This is a genomic window from Ponticaulis profundi (assembly GCF_042659465.1).
Taxonomy (GTDB): domain Bacteria; phylum Pseudomonadota; class Alphaproteobacteria; order Caulobacterales; family Hyphomonadaceae; genus Ponticaulis; species Ponticaulis profundi.
Window position 1 is genome coordinate 1 of sequence record NZ_JBHSSW010000003.1, and the last position, 15447, is coordinate 15447.

The window sequence follows — 15447 nt, forward strand, 5'->3', positions numbered from 1 at the left end:
ACGACTCCCCCCCCTAAGCCGCCTCGACAAAGGTCGCGATGACCTTTTTCGTGCCGGCTTTTTCGAACTCGACGGTCAGCTTGGCGCCTTCGATCTGTTCGACCTTGCCATAGCCAAACTTGATATGGAAAACGCGCTGGCCGAGCTTGAACCCGGCGCGGCCGGGATCGGTTGAGGCGATGAGTTCCGCCTTGCCATCAATCACCGGCGGAGCGCTGCGCTTGCGGGTGGTTTCACGCATGCGCTTCCAGCCCGGCGAGGAATAGGTGCTCTTTTCGCCAAGATCCTCAAAGCTGGAGGAGCCGCCCCCGAAACTTTCGCCAAAGCCCTGACGCTGGCCATAGCCGGTCTCGGAAATGGCCTCGACATGCTTGTGCGGCAATTCATCGACAAAACGCGACGGGATGACGGACTGCCAGCGCCCGTAAATCTGGCGGTTGGCAACAAAGGAGATATAGCAACGCTCGCGCGCCCGCGTGATGCCGACATAGGCAAGGCGTCGTTCTTCCTCGAGCCCTTTATTGCCATTCTCGTCAATCGAGCGCTTGGACGGGAAGACCTCCTCCTCCCAGCCCGGCAGGAAGACCATCGGCCATTCAAGGCCCTTGGCCGCGTGCAGGGTGAGGATCTGAACTTCATCCTCGCTGCCGCCATCGCGCGAGGTGTCCATGACGAGCTGCACATGCTCGAGAAAGCCCGCCAGGCTGTCGAACTCGCCCATGGCGTTGATCAGCTCTTTCAGGTTTTCAAGGCGCGTCGCCGCCTGCGGAGAGCGGTCTGCGCGCAACATATCGGTGTAGCCGGACTCATCGAGGATCTGCTCGGCGAGCTCGGTATGGGACATGCCGCCATGATGCTTGTCGCGCCACATGTCGAGATGGTTCATGAAGCTGGTCAGGCCGCGCTTTGCCGGGCCTTTGATCTCGTCGGTCTGTAACACCATGCGGGTGATGGTGTGCAGCGATCGCCCATCACCGCGGGCGATCTGTTGCAGTTTCTGCAGAGAGGAGGCGCCAACGCCGCGCTTTGGCTGGTTCACCACGCGCTCAAAGGCCAGATCATCATCTTCAGACCGGATCAGGCGGAAATAGGCCATCGCATCGCGGATTTCGGCGCGCTCGAAGAAGCGCGGGCCGCCAATGACGCGATAGGGAATTCCCAGCATGATGAAGCGTTCCTCAAAGGCCCGCATCTGCCAGGAGGCCCGCACCAGCACGGCGCAGTCTTCATAGCGGCGCCCCGAGGAGCGCCAGCTTTCAATGTCGTCACCAATCAGCCGGGCTTCGGCTTCGCCATCCCACAGGCCACGCAGTTTGACCGGCTCGCCTTCATCCCCTTCTGTCCAGAGCGTCTTGCCAAGACGGCCCTTATTCTCGGTGATGAGCTGAGACGCACAGGCGAGGATATGACCGGTTGAGCGGTAATTGCGCTCGAGCCGGATCACGTCTGCGCCTTCGAAATCCTGCTCGAATTTGAGGATGTTCGTCACTTCGGCGCCGCGCCAGCCATAGATGGACTGGTCGTCATCACCCACACAGCAGATATTGCCCGTGCCGCGCGCAAGCAGGCGCAGCCAGAGATACTGGGCAATGTTGGTATCCTGATACTCGTCCACGAGAATATAGCGGAAACGGTCATGATATTCGGCCAGGACATCGCGATTGTCCTGGAACAGGCGAATGGTCAGCAGGAGCAGATCGCCAAAGTCACACGCATTCAGGATGGAAAGACGGCGCTGATAAATGTCGTAAAGCCTGATGCCCTTGCCGTCTGCGAACTGATACGCCTCATCGGACGGCACTTTGTCCGGCAGAAGGGCGCGGTTCTTCCAGCCATCGATCAGGCCAGCCAGATAGCGCGGCGTCCAGCGCTTGGGATCAATGTTTTCCGCTTCAATGATCTGCTTGCACAGGCGGATCTGGTCATCGGTATCAATGATGGTGAAGGTTGGCTTGAGGCCTGCCAGCTCTGCATGACGGCGCAGGATCTGCGCGGAAATGGAGTGGAAGGTGCCGAGCCAGCGCAGGCCCTCGCCATCTGGTCCGATGAGGTTCTGCGCACGGTCGCGCATTTCGCGCGCGGCCTTGTTGGTGAAGGTCACGCAAAGCGTCTGCCAGGGCTTGGCACGGCCCGTGCGGATGATGTGTGCAAGGCGTGTCGTCAGAACCCGTGTCTTGCCGGTCCCGGCCCCTGCGAGCACGAGCAGCGGGCCTTCCAGAGTCTCAACCGCCTGTTTCTGCTCGGGGTTCAGCCCGTCCAGATAGTCGGCGCCGCCGCCCGGGCGCGCCATGGCGAGTTGTGAGAGTGGGACATTGTCTGACATGTTGGTCTTTGGTGTTGTGATGCTGAATGATTCGCGTTTCGTTCCACTCTAACATGGGGGGCGCAAGCGGAAAGTCATGTGCTATGAATTGGCACAGCTCAGAAACTGGATCAGTGACGATGGTCTTCGTCAGCATTTCAGGGGGAACATCATGATCAGAGGACTTGCTCTCGGCACAGCGTGCCTCTTGATGTCACCCGTGACGGCACATGCGCTTTCATGCCCAGAATGGACTTATTCTGATGATCTCGACATCGTCTATCAGAACACCGACGTCATATTTGAAGGCTATGCGGTAGAGGTGGAAGATTTGTTTGCGACGGAAAAAGCACGTCGCAAGTTCAAATTTCTGTATGGAAAAGATTATGCATGGCGCGCGCCTCGCTACCGAACGCGCTTCCACGTGATCAATGATTACAAGCGTGCCGGCACCCGAACCATCGACATATGGCAATTTGAACATGACAGAGCCTGGGGCGCGAAAGCCTTTGAGCGAAACTCAAAATATGTCGTTCTCGCCAATTGGGTGAACGGTAAGCTGATCTCGGGTGGATGTCTCGGTGAGCGCGATGATCACACGGCCGATCTCGAACGCTATCTGACGCCGGGCCGGTGACGTGCTAGCTGCCATTCAAGTCCGGCGCGATTGCTGCTGGAAGATACTGCCGCCTTCGACAGCCTGCACGATGACAGTGGCGAGTGAAACCGAGATCAGCACGGCAGCGGCGCTTTCATAAGACCGGGTCAGCTCGAACACGATGAGCGTGGTCGAGATCGGTGCGCCCAGCACCGCACCGGAGATCGCGCCCATGCCGACAACGGTGAAGAAGGTCTGCGCAGCCTCGCCCTCGCCGGTCAGGAACGCCATCAGCGCGCCGAAAAAGCCGCCAATCATCGCGCCGACAAAGATGGAGGACGAAAACACCCCGCCGCCAAATCGCGTGCCGATACAGAGCGCCGTCGCGGCAATCTTGGCAATGGCGAGGATCAACATGAAGGCTGCGCCATATCCGCCAGCAATGGCAGACGCCGTGGCTTCATATCCAACGCCCAGAATCTGCGGAAAGGCGAGCGCGAACATGCCCATGAGCAGCCCGGCAAAGGGCGGTAGCACATAGAGCGGCACATGCATCGCCTTTGCGACCATGCGGCCAACATCCGGTGCATGAAGCCAGGCGCGGATCATCACAATGGCCAGCCCGGCTGCGATCAGTCCCATGAACGGCGTGCCGAGGAAGAAGGTGACGGGCGGGTTGGAAATGTCTGGCGGAATGAAAACCGCGTTATTGCCGAAGATCAGCCTTGTGACCAGCGCGCCCGACACGCTGGCGACGGCAATCGGTCCGATATCTGAAATCCGGTAGCGGCCAATAATCACCTCATGGGCAAAGAGCAGGCCAGCCAGCGGCGCGTTGAAGGAGCTGGCGACGGCCGCCGCCGCCCCACACCCGAGCAGCGCGCGGATCTGGGCCGGGGTAAATTTCAGACGGTGCGCGAAGAAACCCGAAAGCACGGCGCCAATATGGACGGCAGGTCCCTCCCGGCCCGCGGATGCGCCGCTGCCGAGCGACACAATCGCGATGAGGAAGGTCTGAATGCCATCCTTGACGGTCATGTGCATTTTCTCAAGCGGTGTCGTACGCCCACGCTTGTCGAGCACATGGCGGCGGGCATTGATGACATCGCGGATACCGCCCATGCGCGGGTCGCCGCGAATGCCGAGCTTCATGCCGAGATAAAGCAAAAGCGAAACGACAATGCCGCCAATGATCGGGATGAGGATGACGCGGCCCGGATGAAGACCAATCACCGCCGTGGTGATGCGCTCATCTTCCACGCCAAAGCCGAAGAGTTCGACCGCGACAATGGCCTTTCGCATGGCCGCCATGACAAGGCCAACGAGAATACCGCAGGCAAGCGCCACAGCCCACAACCGTGTTTCAACAACAACACTTCTGCGACCGAAAAGACGCGCCATCGCGAATGAGCGCGAGGTACGCTTTTTCCTGTCTTCTCTTTCGGCCGTGTTTTGAGAACCCATACCTCTTGAAACGCCCTTTAAGACCAAGGGTCAAGACGTTCTGAACAGCTCAGAGACGTGTTTGGACCCGGCGCGGTTCAATATGCGCACAATTGCTGAAATTCCCCTTACCGTGTGACCTGTTTTCAATAGTGCGGTCAGCTGTATCGCGCTTTGACGTGCTCCGTATCCGGCGTGATTTCCGTCATGCTTTTTTCAAGGTCGGCGAGATAGACATTTGCGACCTCGGCATGCTTGGGCGAGAGCATCAGATGCAGGCTGGGCGGGTCTTTGGTGAGCGAGGTGAACCAGCCTTTTTCTGCCATTTTGCCCCAGAGCGCATAGGCGTGAAAATCAGGATGATGGAAGGCCATCAGACCGAGTTTCGGTTCGCCCAGTATCTCGAACCCGAGCTGTCTGAGCCCCGCCTCGATCTGCGCGCGGGCCTTTGTGACAAGTGCCTGTTTCTCGCAATATCCGGCGATGCCCAGATGGTTCATCACGGCCCAGGCCGCTGATATCGCACCGCCTGGCCGCGTGCCTGCGAGGGTCGGCGTGACCATTTGCGTGCCTGACCAGTTGTCGAAATCAAATGGCATATACTGATAGAGCGCTTCAGACCGAAAAAGCACAGTCGATGCCCCTTTGGCGCAATAGCCATATTTGTGCAGATCCGCGCTCATGGAATGGACGCCCGGCACCTCGAAATCGAACGGTGGAATCTCTGCGCCATTCATCCGGACGAATGGCGCGAGGAAACCGCCGACACAGGCATCAACGTGCAGCCAGAGGTCCTTTGCCTCGCACATCTCGCTCAGAGCTTCGATCGGGTCGATAATGCCATAAGGAAAGTTTGGCGCAGACCCGACCACCATGATGGTGTGTGCATCGCAGGCATCTGCCATCGCCGTCACATCCGCTGTGAAAGCGCCTTCTTCCACCGGGATGCGGCGGACTTCGATATCCATCAGATGCGCCGCCTTATCGAAGGCGAGGTGCGCAGAATATGGCAGGACGATATTCAGCGGGCCGGACACGCCCTTCTCAGCGCGCGCATAATCACGCGCCGTCTTCATCGCCATGGTGATGGAGTCGGTCCCGCCCGAAGTCATCTTACCGGTTGCGCCCTCACCGCCATGCAGAATGTCGAGCGCCATGGCGATGACATCTTCTTCCATCTGCCTGAGACTCGGAAAGGCGAGCGGGCCGAGCCCGTTTTCCTCAATGAAAGCGGTGTAAGCCTGCTTCTTCAGCGCGCTGATATCTTCGCCCGCATTGAAGATGTAGACGGCGGTTTTGCCATCGCGCCACTGCACATCCTGGCTGCTGCGCGCGTCCAGCTCGCTCAGTATCTCGTCTGCGCTGCGCCCGTTTTCCGGAAATGTCATTGCGACTGCGCCTCCCCTTTTATGTTTTGGGGCGGAGTATGACCTGAGCACGCGATGATCCACAAGCCATTGGCGCGTATGTGCAATTCATGTGTCGCGCAATGGACGAACAATATTGCCCCAGCCCCGTTCCGTTACTAAGTTGCAGATGAACCGGGAGCGAATTTTTCTATGACTGACGATATTGGATACCAGGCCCTGACACAGGCGGCGATGCGCGGCGTCATGAAGGAAGCCCTGAAAGTGGCTGAGTCTCCAAACGGATTACCGGGCGATCACCATTTCTACATCACCTTCCGGACGAAGGCGCCGGGCGTCAAACTCGCCGAAGCTCTGGTGCAGAAATTCCCCGATGAAATGACCATCGTCATTCAGCACCAGTACTGGGATCTGGAAGTGCATGAGCGCCATTTCGAGCTGGTGCTGCAATTCTCCGGCATTCCGCAGCATCTGCATATCCCGTATTCTGCAGTAAACCGCTTTGTCGATCCGAGTGTGAATTTCGGTCTCGGCTTTGAAGAGGTTGATGCCGAAGCGCATGACCCGCTGGACGTCGCAACCGACGACGACCAGGCCGGTGATGCCGACCTGGACGCAGGCGATGACGATGAAAGCCGTCCAGCCAGCGATGGCACGGTTGTCAGCCTCGACGCCTTCCGCCGGAAATAATCCGTGAGTACGCCGAGCGAGGAAAAGCCGCGTATTTCCGATGCCGACATGCTGGCGCGATTTCGCAATTCGAAAAAGCGCCCGCCCTGTTCGGAAACGCTGGGCATGGAATTGCTGGATGTTCATCAGGACGAGATGACGATCCGCATGGGCTTTGATGTCAGTCCATCCTTTGCCAATCCAACCGGCGCGGTTCAGGGCGGCTTTCTGACCGCCATGCTGGACGAAGCGATGTCGACCTGCGTGATCATCGCATCCAACATCACCATGACAGCGCCAACGCTGGAGCTGAAAACCAGCTTCATGCGTCCGCTGTTTCCAGGGCGCGCCGAAGTGGTGGCAAAGATCATCAAGTTTGGAAAATCGACCGCCTTCATGGAAGGCGAACTGTTCGACCCGGACGGGAAACTGGTTGCGAAAGCCAGTGCGACGGCTGCACCGAAAGCCTTCAAACGCTTTTAATCCCTGACTTTCGGGCAATATTGCCTTGATCGCCTCCCCTTTCACGCCCCAATCCTGCTAGACAAGATCTGGGTACTGAACGCATTGGGGGAAGCATGTCACACAATTGGTCACGCCGTCTGTTTATGTCATCTACGCTCTGCCTGACTCTGGTCGGCGGATGTCGGACCACAGATCCGCTCATTTCTGTTGATGAAGCCAATCAGCAGCTGGCCGATCTGGAAGCGCGCTCCGGTGCCCGCATCGGCGTCTGCGGCAAGCATGTCCACAACGCCGACCTGCGGATTGCGCATCGCGACACAGAACGATTCGCCATGTGCTCCTCTTTCAAATGGATGCTGGGCGTGTTCATGGCGCGCCGGATCAATGTGATGGCCGACAGCTGGGATCGCATGATCCCGATCACACGAGACGATCTTGTGATGCATTCCCCAGTCGTCGAAACACAGATCGCGCGCGGTGAGATGTCGATTGCCGAGCTTTGCCGCGCGACCATCACGACGAGCGATAATGCGGCAGCGAACCTGTTGCTGAAGGAATTCGGCGGCCCGACGGGCCTGACCTATCTCATCCGGGAGGCTGGCGACCGCATGACCCGCCTTGACCGCTGGGAACCGGAACTGAATGAAGCAGCCCCCGGTGATGAGCGTGATACGACCACACCTGGCTGGATGGCCTGGCTGATGGAGAATCTGCTGTTTGGCCGCGATGAGGCCGACAATGATATTCGCCAGGTGCACGACTGGATGAATGAAGCAGAAACCGGGCTGAACCGCCTACGCGCCGGGCTTGGCCATATCTATGCGGGCGACAAGACCGGCACGAATGGACACAATACCAGCGCTGATGTCGCCTTTGGCTATTCGCCGCTGACCATGGCGGGGCAGGATGGGCCCATCGTTCTGGCAAGCTATATCAACACGCCCAATCCAATGAGCCCGGAGACCGACAAGCTGCACGCCGAAATCGGCCGGATTGCGCGCGCGGCTCTGCTGCCGGATCGGAGCTGATCAACTGGCCTTGCGCACTTCGGAGTGGCTTTTCAGCGCTTCTGAGTCGCCTGTATCAATGCGATAGGCCGGGCAGTCTTCGCTGGCATCACGCGTGACCTCTTCGCCCTTGATTTTGAGCGTTCGCTTCTGGGTGTAGACTTTCACGACCTCGCCGGACGCGGTGCCATTGCCCCAGTCCCACTCGACCTTCTGGCCTTCCGAATATGCCTTTGCCATGGATAGATGCCTTCCGTTTCTGCCTCATCAGAACGTGATGGCGTGTACGGAGTTCCGGCGCTTTGGCAGAACGCGGTCGCCTCGACTAATGCTGAAGATAGCCGCTGGTCAGAGCCTTTGAGCGCATAATGATGCGCTCTCTTTCGCCTTCAATGCGTTCCACGACGAGGCGTGCGACCTGGCTGTCATCAAAAAATGACGCGCCACACAGGCTGTCGAGCAGCGCCTTGGCGAGATTATCAAGATCCATATGCGGCGGATCGCCGGTATATTCCATGGTGATGTGCACTTCGAAATCGCCATAGCTGGGACGCACATGGAAGTCCTTGCGGAAGAACTCCTTGAACAGAGGCTTATAGTATTTCGCCTGAGTGGTGAGGCCGTTGCATTTGGCCTCCAGCGTGCCGTCTTCCAGAAGGCGTGCACGCACTTTCCCTTTTCCAACCCAGTCTGGTTCAGACATGCTCTGCCCTTCGAAAATGGCCCAATAACAAACTGCTAGCGGACATTGATCCGTGGGTCAAAGTTTCGTCCTGACTGCGCGATATACATGCTTGACTAGCGCTGGGGAAAGCCAGCCAGCTTCCTCTCATAATAACACATTATGGGAGGAATACATGTCTAACGAAGCGGAAACCCCCGCAGAAAAACCGAGCCTGTTTGCCGGCTTTGTCATTCTCTTGATCGTCATTATGGGCATTGTCGGCTGGATTCTTTTAGGCGGCGGTGTGCTGAAACTCTCCTCGCTATATGCGAGCTTTCTGTTCCTCTGGTACTGGTCCGCTGTTGAAAAGCTGGACATGAAGAAGCTGGTGCCCGGCATGCTGGGGGCGCTGATCGGCATTGCACTGGCAGCCGGTCTGCATCACCTGCCGCTGATGAGCGGCACGCTTGGCTTCATCATCGCGATTTCTGCCGTCGTGATTGCGGTTTATCTGGGCATTGTCGAGCGCGTGCCTGCCCTCTTCAACACCGCGACCATGCTGTATCTGACGGTGGCAGCAGCCCCGGCGATCATGGAAAGCACGGATTTTCGCGAGATGGCCGTCGCAACGCTGCTCGGTGGCGGCTTCTTCGCTGCGCTGGTGTTCGGGGCCCAGCGCCTTGCAGCAATGATGTCACCCGCGCCTGAAGCAGATGAAACCACAGGCTGAATAATCTGATCCTGAATCGTGCGATCGGCAAAAGTCGCACGATTCAATACAGAAGCTGTTAACCCTATTTTGCGACGATTGCGCGGTCATTCCGGGCGATTTCACATCAGCCCGCCCTGACGATCTTAACCATACCGGTAGAGAAAGTCGCGAGCCCCATGCAACGTCGTTTCATCGCCCTTGTTTTTGTTTCTGTCTTTCTGGCGGCCTGTGCCTCGTCCAGTAAAGCACCGGTGCGAAGCGGTGATGGCGAGGGTGTTCGCATCAACCCGAAAAGTGGCCCGGTGATCGAAGCCAATGTCGAACGGCTCTATCCGAACAAGCGCCTGTTCGTGTGTCAGGGCACAACCGTGTCCAACAAGCCGCCTACAAATGGCAGCAATGAAGTCACCAGCTATTCCCGCATGATCGTCGTCGACGGCAAGGTGCCGATCGTGACCGCTCCGGCCAACAATGCCTGTGTCAGTTCCGGTTTCGGACAGCGCTGGGGCAGGCTGCACAAGGGGCTGGATATCACATCGCGTCCGGCAAGCCGTGTGTTTTCAGGCGGTGCCGGCACCATTCTCGAAGCCGGACAGAATGGTGGCTATGGCCTGGCGATCCTGATCGACCATGGTCATGGCGTTTATACGCGTTATGCCCACCTCGAATATATCGAACCGGGCATCAAAAAAGGCGCTTATGTCCACTATGGCAAGCCGCTCGGCCGTATGGGCCGGTCGGGACAGGTGACCGGAATTCACCTGCATTATGAGATCCTCACCGGCACGTATCAGGCCGGTGTCTGGGGCCGTGGTCTGGACGCCCGGGACCCATTTTCCTTCCCGGAATGGATTGATCCGCGTCTGGAATAGAAAAAACTGTTCCGCAAACAGCGTTTCCGTTGTTAATGCACTCCCATGTATATCGTTTCTGCCACTGCGCCTCGCAATGTGATTGAGGCTCTCGCCGATGCCCTCACCTGGCTCGACCCATCGCCTGCCGATGCGGTTGATACCAAAGAGGAAACGCGGATCACCTGGCGTCTGGATGCGTACGCACAGGACGAAGAAAGCGCCTATGGCTGCGCCGGGATTATCGAACTGGTTGACCCGGATGTGAATCCGGTGGTCCAGAAACTGGAAGACAAGGACTGGGTGGCCCTGTCTCTGGAAGGCCTGCCGGCTGTCCATGCCGGGCCTTTCGTTGTCGCAGGAGCGCATGAGCTCGCGCGCGGCTGGCCGGGACGCATTCCGGTCTGGATCGAGGCAGGCCCTGCCTTTGGTACAGGCCATCACGGCACGACGTCTGGCTGTCTGCTGGCGCTGGAAAAGCGCGCCCGAAAAGGCCCGCTCGGCAAGGTGCTCGACATCGGAACGGGATCTGGCGTGCTGGCCATCGCCGCTGTGAAGCGCGGTGCAAGCTATGCTGTGGCCAGCGATATCGATGCCGAGAGCATTCGGGTGTCGAAAATCAACGGCAATAACAACCGTATGGGCCGCACAGTTCGCTTCCTGACGGCGACGGGCACCAAGTCTGCAATCATTCAGGCGCAGGCCCCTTACGACACTATCTTTGCCAATATTCTGGCGCGGCCTCTGATCGGCCTGTCCGGAGACATTGCCAAAGTGCTGCGTCCCGGCGGCGCCGTGATCCTGTCCGGCCTGCTGACGCACCAGGAACCGAGCGTCCGCGCCGCCTTCAATGGCCGCGGACTGGTGCTGACCGATCGTATTCACAAGGATGGCTGGTCCACCCTCACCTATGTGAAGCCGAAAGCGAAGCCCGTGAAAAAGACCCCAAGTCTGTTGGCCGACCTGAAAGCCCTGATGCGCGCCGTCGACGCCGACTGACGGGCAAATCTTGCGCGAATGCCCCTTTCACTGAAATGCGCCAACTGATAATCAGAGGCGCATGAGACAAACATTCGATGTACGTGGCGGCCCAGACGTCGCCCGCGAGAACCTGCCGAAATTGCGCGAAGCCATGACGCAGGCTGGCCTGGACGGCTTTTACGTGCCGCACGAGGATGAGTTCCAGAACGAATACCAACCGGAAGCCAATCAACGCCTCGCATGGGCGACCGGCTTTACCGGCTCGGCTGGCGCTGCCTTCGTTCTGACCGACAAAGCCTATATCTTTGTGGATGGCCGTTATGCGATCCAGATCCAGGATCAGGCCGCCAAGGAGCTGCTGACAATCGAGACGTTCGAGCCGCCAGGGCCATGGGCCTTTATCGAAGGGCTTGATCTTTCCGGGCAGACGATTGGCTATGATCCGAAACTGATGACGCCGACAGCGGCAGATGGGCTGAAAGCGGCGCTGAAAGATGCTGGCGCAACGCCAAAAGCGGTTTCGAAAAACCCGATCGACAAAGCCTGGAAAGGACGCCCGCGCCAGCCCATGGCGAAAGCCTATCCGCTGGATACGGCTTTCACAGGTCAGGTTTCGGCTGAAAAACGCGAGCAGATTGCTGCGCATCTGAAGAAAAAAGGCCTGGATGCTGCGGTGATTACCGCGCCGCATTCTGTTGCCTGGCTGTTCAACATTCGCGGCGGCGATGTGAAGTGTTCGCCTCTGCCCATGAGCCGCGCCATTCTGCACAGCTCCGGTGAAGCTGATCTCTTCATCGCGCCGAAAAAGGTTGATGATGAGCTTCGCGCGCATCTCGGCAATCAGGTCGCTGTGCATGACATTGCCGACCTTTCGAAAGGTCTTGCCAATCTGAAAGGCAAGAAGGTTCAGGCCGATCCGGCGACTGCATCAGAATGGTTCTTTACGACGCTGAAGCGCAACAAGGCTGACGTTGTCCCGGCTATGGACGTTTGCGCCCTGCCAAAAGCGCTGAAGAACGAGACTGAACTGAAAGGCGCGCAGGCGGCGCATGACCGCGATGGCGTGGCCATTGCCCGCTTCCTGCACTGGATCGAAACCAAGGCAAAGCCTGGCAAGACAACCGAAATCGACGCGGTCAGAACGCTGGAAAAAATCCGTGAGGAATCCGGCGAGCTGAAAGACATCTCCTTCGAGACGATTTCAGGCTTCGGTGCCAATGGTGCCATGGCGCATTATCGCGTCAACAAGGAAAGCTCGGCCACGTTTGAAGAAGGCCACCTCTTCCTGGTCGATTCCGGCGGTCAGTATTTCGACGGTACGACCGACATCACGCGCACAGTGGCAATCGGTGAGCCGACCGCCGAGATGAAGCGTCATTATACGCTGGTCCTGAAAGGACATATCGCGATGACGGTGGTGCGCTTCCCGGAAGGCACGACAGGCACGCATCTCGATGTGCTGGCGCGTCATGCACTGTGGCAGGCTGGCATGGATTACGGCCATGGCACAGGTCACGGCGTGGGGTCGTTCCTCGGCGTGCATGAAGGACCACAACGCATCGCCAAGGGCTGGAATTCGGTTCCGCTGGCGGCTGGCATGATCGTGTCGAACGAGCCAGGCTATTACATTGCTGGCAAATACGGCATACGGATCGAGAATCTGCAGTATGTGGTCGGGCCGGAAACCATCGAAGGCGGCGACACGCCAATGTTTGGCTTCGAAGTCCTGACCGTGGCGCCGCTGGCGCGCAATCTGATCGACCTGTCGCTTCTGACAGACGAAGAGCGCGCCTGGGTGGATGATTATCATGCGCGCGTGAAAGACACGATTGGACCGCGTCTTGGCGACTGGCCAGAGGTTCAGTCCTGGCTCAGCGACGCCTGCGCTCCGCTTTAAGCTGACGTCTCATGATCGCCGATCCTTCAAAGGTCGGCGATCATATCCATCCAGTCATCCTCACTGATGACTTTGACGCCGAGGCTCTCTGCCTTTGTGCGCTTAGAGCCCGCCTTTTCCCCGGCAATCAGCAAATCCGTTTTGGCAGACACCGAGCCCGACACTTTCGCGCCCAGTGAGAGCGCGCGCGCCTTTGCTTCGTCGCGGGTCATGCGAGAGAGCGTGCCGGTAAAGACGAGGGTTTTCCCGGCGACGGGAGAATCCTCTGCCTGTTTCGGCTGCGCGGCGTCTTCAATCTGCATCAGGCCGGCTTCGCCATCCGGCTGGCCGACCAGCGTTTCGAGGACATCGCGATTGTGCGATTCCTCAAAGAACGCGACGAGCGAAGACCCGGCCGCAAAGCCGAGCCCATCAATCGCTTCAATGGCGCGAATGGCGTCGTGCACCGGCTTCAGACGCGTGATCTCGGCGGTGAAATCATCCTTTGCCGGATAACGCTCGCCGAGCGCTTCGGAATGCTTGCCCTGAAGGTTCACACCGGCCGCGCGAACCGCTTCGAGCAGCGGAAAGGGCCATGGATTCTCATCTGTCCCATCGAGCGCGGACGTGTCGATCTCAAAGAGTGCGAGTGTGACCCGTTCCGGCAGATCCGGATGATGGCGCAGTCGTTTGTAATCCTGCAGGCCGTCTTCCACCGTGCCAGCTGCCAGCATCAGCGCATGGAAATCCTGCCAGCGGCCAAAGCGCATGGCGATGTTTCGCGCCACAACATCGCCGACATGGCGAATGCCAAGGCCGTTGAGAAAGCGGGCAAACGGGCTGGTGCGCTTGGCATCAATGGCGGCAAACAGATTCTGCGCCGAGGTTTCACCAAACCCTTCCCAGGTGTCCAGCGGATCGTAACCGGCTTCGGCGATACGCTCTGGCAGACGAAACACATCGGCAGGCGTTTTCACAATGCCGCGCTCGTAAAACAGTGCGATCTGCTTGTCGCCGAGACCATCAATATCGAGCGCGCGGCGGGACACGAAATGCTTGAGACGTTCCTGCACCTGAGCCGGACAGATGAGGCCGCCCGTACAGCGCACACGCGCATCTTCTTCACCGGTTTTCGGGTCCACATCTCGCAAGGCAAGCGAACCACATTCCGGGCAATGGTCCGGAAAGACAAACGCGTCCTCGCGGCCTTGCCGATCCGGATTGACGACCTCCAGCACCTGCGGGATCACATCACCTGCGCGCTGGATGCGCACACGGTCGCCGACGCGAATGTCGTCCGTCACCTTCTGGACGGTGCCATCCACACGGCGGTAGCCCGCGATATAGTCCTGATTGTGCAGCGTCGCATTGGAGACAACCACACCGCCCACGCTGACGGGCTTCAGCCGGGCAACCGGCGTGAGCGAGCCTGTCCGGCCCACCTGAATGTCGATCGCTTCGACAAGGGTTTCGGCTTTCTCGGCGGGGAATTTATGCGCAATCGCCCAGCGCGGGGCGCGCGATGCAATACCGAGCCGGGACTGATAATCCAGCCGATCGGCCTTATAGACCACACCGTCAATATCATAGCCAAGCGTCGGACGCGCTTCCTGGATTGTCTGATAATGCGCGATGACGTCTTCAACGGTCTCACAGCGCTTGATGAGGTCATTGACCGGCAAGCCCCAGCTTTTGAACAGCTCCAGCGCTTCTGACTGGCGTGTCGCAAAACTCTCGCTGACCCCGCCCCAGCCGTAAGCGAAGAATTTCAGCGGGCGCGCCTTCGTCACATTCGGATCAAGCTGACGAAGTGAACCCGATGCGGTGTTGCGCGGATTGACGTAGGTTTTCGTGCCCTTGCGCTCGGCCTCGGCATTGAGGGCTTCGAACGCCTCCCAGGTCATATAGACCTCGCCCCGGATTTCGATCTCATCAGGCCAGCCTGAGCCAGCGAGCTCGTCCCGGATGTCATCTAGCATCCGGACATTCGCCGTGATGTCTTCACCCACACGGCCATCGCCGCGCGTTGCGGCCCGAACTAGCTTGCCATTGCGGTAAAGCAGGTTCGCCGACACACCATCAATCTTGGGTTCTGCCGTGACAGCGAAAGGTTCATCGCTGCCGAGGTTCAGAAAGCGGCGCATGCGCGCCATGAAGCTTTCCACGTCCTCTTCGGAAAACGCATTGTCGAGCGACAGCATCGGCACCAGATGTTCGACCTTGGCAAAATCCGAAGACGGTGCCGCGCCGACTTTCTGGCTGGGCGAATGTTCGAGCACAAGATGGGGAAAGGCATCCTCGACGGCGTTATTGCGTTGTCGCAACCGATCATATTCCGCGTCGGTCAGCTCCGGGTCGCTGTCTTCATAATAGGCCCGGTCTGCCGCAGCGAGCTTGTCTGCCAGATACAGAAGCTCAGCCGATGCTTCGGCATCATCCAGTTGGTCGACTGGCCGATCGAGTGTGTCAGGAGCGGCCAGAGCAGAATCGTTGGGATCAGTCGTCATGGACT

At 58.6% G+C, this 15447-nt stretch carries 14 protein-coding genes; 8 read left to right on the forward strand and 6 right to left on the reverse strand.

What is annotated here, in order from left to right; genetic code table 11:
• Nucleotides 1–13: 13 nt before the first annotated feature.
• Nucleotides 14–2323 carry an ATP-dependent helicase gene (locus ACFQDM_RS01590; RefSeq protein WP_377374582.1) on the reverse strand — a complete coding sequence of 770 codons (2310 nt, stop codon included), beginning with the start codon at nucleotides 2321–2323 and terminating at the stop codon, nucleotides 14–16.
• A 151-nt stretch (nucleotides 2324–2474) separates the two neighbouring features.
• Here ACFQDM_RS01590 and ACFQDM_RS01595 point away from each other — a divergent pair, with 151 nt between their 5' ends.
• Entirely contained in the window at nucleotides 2475–2939 is a 465-nt protein-coding gene (locus tag ACFQDM_RS01595) for a hypothetical protein (protein WP_377374583.1), read from the forward strand.
• Nucleotides 2940–2954: 15 nt separating this feature from the next.
• Here the strand turns inward: ACFQDM_RS01595 and ACFQDM_RS01600 are convergent, their stop codons facing one another.
• On the reverse strand, nucleotides 2955–4301 hold the full coding sequence (locus ACFQDM_RS01600) for a chloride channel protein (protein WP_377374585.1): 1347 nt from the start codon (nucleotides 4299–4301) through the stop codon (nucleotides 2955–2957).
• Between the two features lie 200 nt (nucleotides 4302–4501).
• Entirely contained in the window at nucleotides 4502–5731 is a 1230-nt protein-coding gene (locus ACFQDM_RS01605) for a pyridoxal phosphate-dependent decarboxylase family protein (protein WP_377374588.1), read from the reverse strand.
• A 171-nt stretch (nucleotides 5732–5902) separates the two neighbouring features.
• Here ACFQDM_RS01605 and ACFQDM_RS01610 point away from each other — a divergent pair, with 171 nt between their 5' ends.
• The 3 genes from ACFQDM_RS01610 to bla all read left to right on the forward strand — a co-directional run bounded on the left by ACFQDM_RS01610 (nucleotide 5903) and on the right by bla (nucleotide 7872).
• On the forward strand, nucleotides 5903–6400 hold the full coding sequence (locus ACFQDM_RS01610; RefSeq protein ID WP_377374591.1) for an SspB family protein: 498 nt from the start codon (nucleotides 5903–5905) through the stop codon (nucleotides 6398–6400).
• Nucleotides 6401–6403: 3 nt separating this feature from the next.
• On the forward strand, nucleotides 6404–6862 hold the full coding sequence (locus tag ACFQDM_RS01615) for a PaaI family thioesterase (protein ID WP_377374593.1): 459 nt from the start codon (nucleotides 6404–6406) through the stop codon (nucleotides 6860–6862).
• A gap of 95 nt (nucleotides 6863–6957) precedes the next feature.
• Entirely contained in the window at nucleotides 6958–7872 is a 915-nt protein-coding gene (gene bla, locus ACFQDM_RS01620; RefSeq protein ID WP_377374595.1) for a class A beta-lactamase, read from the forward strand.
• Here the strand turns inward: bla and ACFQDM_RS01625 are convergent, their stop codons facing one another.
• A complete protein-coding gene (locus ACFQDM_RS01625; RefSeq protein WP_377374598.1) occupies nucleotides 7873–8091 on the reverse strand; it encodes a hypervirulence associated TUDOR domain-containing protein in 219 nt (72 codons plus the stop codon).
• Nucleotides 8092–8176: 85 nt separating this feature from the next.
• Nucleotides 8177–8554, reverse strand: coding sequence for a RusA family crossover junction endodeoxyribonuclease (locus tag ACFQDM_RS01630; RefSeq protein WP_377374599.1), 378 nt, complete (start codon nucleotides 8552–8554; stop codon nucleotides 8177–8179).
• Nucleotides 8555–8708: 154 nt separating this feature from the next.
• On the opposite strand from ACFQDM_RS01630, the gene ACFQDM_RS01635 reads away from it, so the two are divergent.
• From ACFQDM_RS01635 to ACFQDM_RS01650, 4 genes are all read left to right on the forward strand, one after another.
• Nucleotides 8709–9245 carry a hypothetical protein gene (locus ACFQDM_RS01635; protein WP_377374602.1) on the forward strand — a complete coding sequence of 179 codons (537 nt, stop codon included), beginning with the start codon at nucleotides 8709–8711 and terminating at the stop codon, nucleotides 9243–9245.
• Between the two features lie 158 nt (nucleotides 9246–9403).
• Complete coding sequence (locus ACFQDM_RS01640; protein ID WP_377374605.1) at nucleotides 9404–10099, forward strand: M23 family metallopeptidase; 696 nt, start codon at nucleotides 9404–9406, stop codon at nucleotides 10097–10099.
• 45 nt (nucleotides 10100–10144) lie between these two features.
• Nucleotides 10145–11077, forward strand: a complete 933-nt coding sequence (locus tag ACFQDM_RS01645) for a 50S ribosomal protein L11 methyltransferase (RefSeq protein ID WP_377374608.1) — start codon at nucleotides 10145–10147, stop codon at nucleotides 11075–11077.
• Between the two features lie 61 nt (nucleotides 11078–11138).
• A complete protein-coding gene (locus ACFQDM_RS01650) occupies nucleotides 11139–12956 on the forward strand; it encodes an aminopeptidase P family protein (RefSeq protein ID WP_377374611.1) in 1818 nt (605 codons plus the stop codon).
• A gap of 26 nt (nucleotides 12957–12982) precedes the next feature.
• Here ACFQDM_RS01650 and ligA read toward each other — a convergent pair whose 3' ends face one another.
• Entirely contained in the window at nucleotides 12983–15442 is a 2460-nt protein-coding gene (ligA, locus tag ACFQDM_RS01655; protein WP_377374614.1) for an NAD-dependent DNA ligase LigA, read from the reverse strand.
• Nucleotides 15443–15447 lie beyond the last annotated feature (5 nt).

What these genes read in the sequence shown, in the direction of transcription:
- ACFQDM_RS01625 (WP_377374598.1), bottom strand. Translation starts at nt 8,091, where the DNA reads ATGGCAAAGGCATATTCGGAAGGCCAGAAGGTCGAGTGGGACTGGGGC.
- ACFQDM_RS01650 (WP_377374611.1), top strand. Translation starts at nt 11,139, where the DNA reads ATGAGACAAACATTCGATGTACGTGGCGGCCCAGACGTCGCCCGCGAG.
- bla (WP_377374595.1), top strand. Translation starts at nt 6,958, where the DNA reads ATGTCACACAATTGGTCACGCCGTCTGTTTATGTCATCTACGCTCTGC.
- ligA (WP_377374614.1), bottom strand. Translation starts at nt 15,442, where the DNA reads ATGACGACTGATCCCAACGATTCTGCTCTGGCCGCTCCTGACACACTC.
- ACFQDM_RS01605 (WP_377374588.1), bottom strand. Translation starts at nt 5,731, where the DNA reads ATGACATTTCCGGAAAACGGGCGCAGCGCAGACGAGATACTGAGCGAG.
- ACFQDM_RS01590 (WP_377374582.1), bottom strand. Translation starts at nt 2,323, where the DNA reads ATGTCAGACAATGTCCCACTCTCACAACTCGCCATGGCGCGCCCGGGC.
- ACFQDM_RS01595 (WP_377374583.1), top strand. Translation starts at nt 2,475, where the DNA reads ATGATCAGAGGACTTGCTCTCGGCACAGCGTGCCTCTTGATGTCACCC.
- ACFQDM_RS01645 (WP_377374608.1), top strand. Translation starts at nt 10,145, where the DNA reads ATGTATATCGTTTCTGCCACTGCGCCTCGCAATGTGATTGAGGCTCTC.
- ACFQDM_RS01610 (WP_377374591.1), top strand. Translation starts at nt 5,903, where the DNA reads ATGACTGACGATATTGGATACCAGGCCCTGACACAGGCGGCGATGCGC.
- ACFQDM_RS01635 (WP_377374602.1), top strand. Translation starts at nt 8,709, where the DNA reads ATGTCTAACGAAGCGGAAACCCCCGCAGAAAAACCGAGCCTGTTTGCC.
- ACFQDM_RS01640 (WP_377374605.1), top strand. Translation starts at nt 9,404, where the DNA reads ATGCAACGTCGTTTCATCGCCCTTGTTTTTGTTTCTGTCTTTCTGGCG.
- ACFQDM_RS01630 (WP_377374599.1), bottom strand. Translation starts at nt 8,554, where the DNA reads ATGTCTGAACCAGACTGGGTTGGAAAAGGGAAAGTGCGTGCACGCCTT.
- ACFQDM_RS01600 (WP_377374585.1), bottom strand. Translation starts at nt 4,301, where the DNA reads ATGGCGCGTCTTTTCGGTCGCAGAAGTGTTGTTGTTGAAACACGGTTG.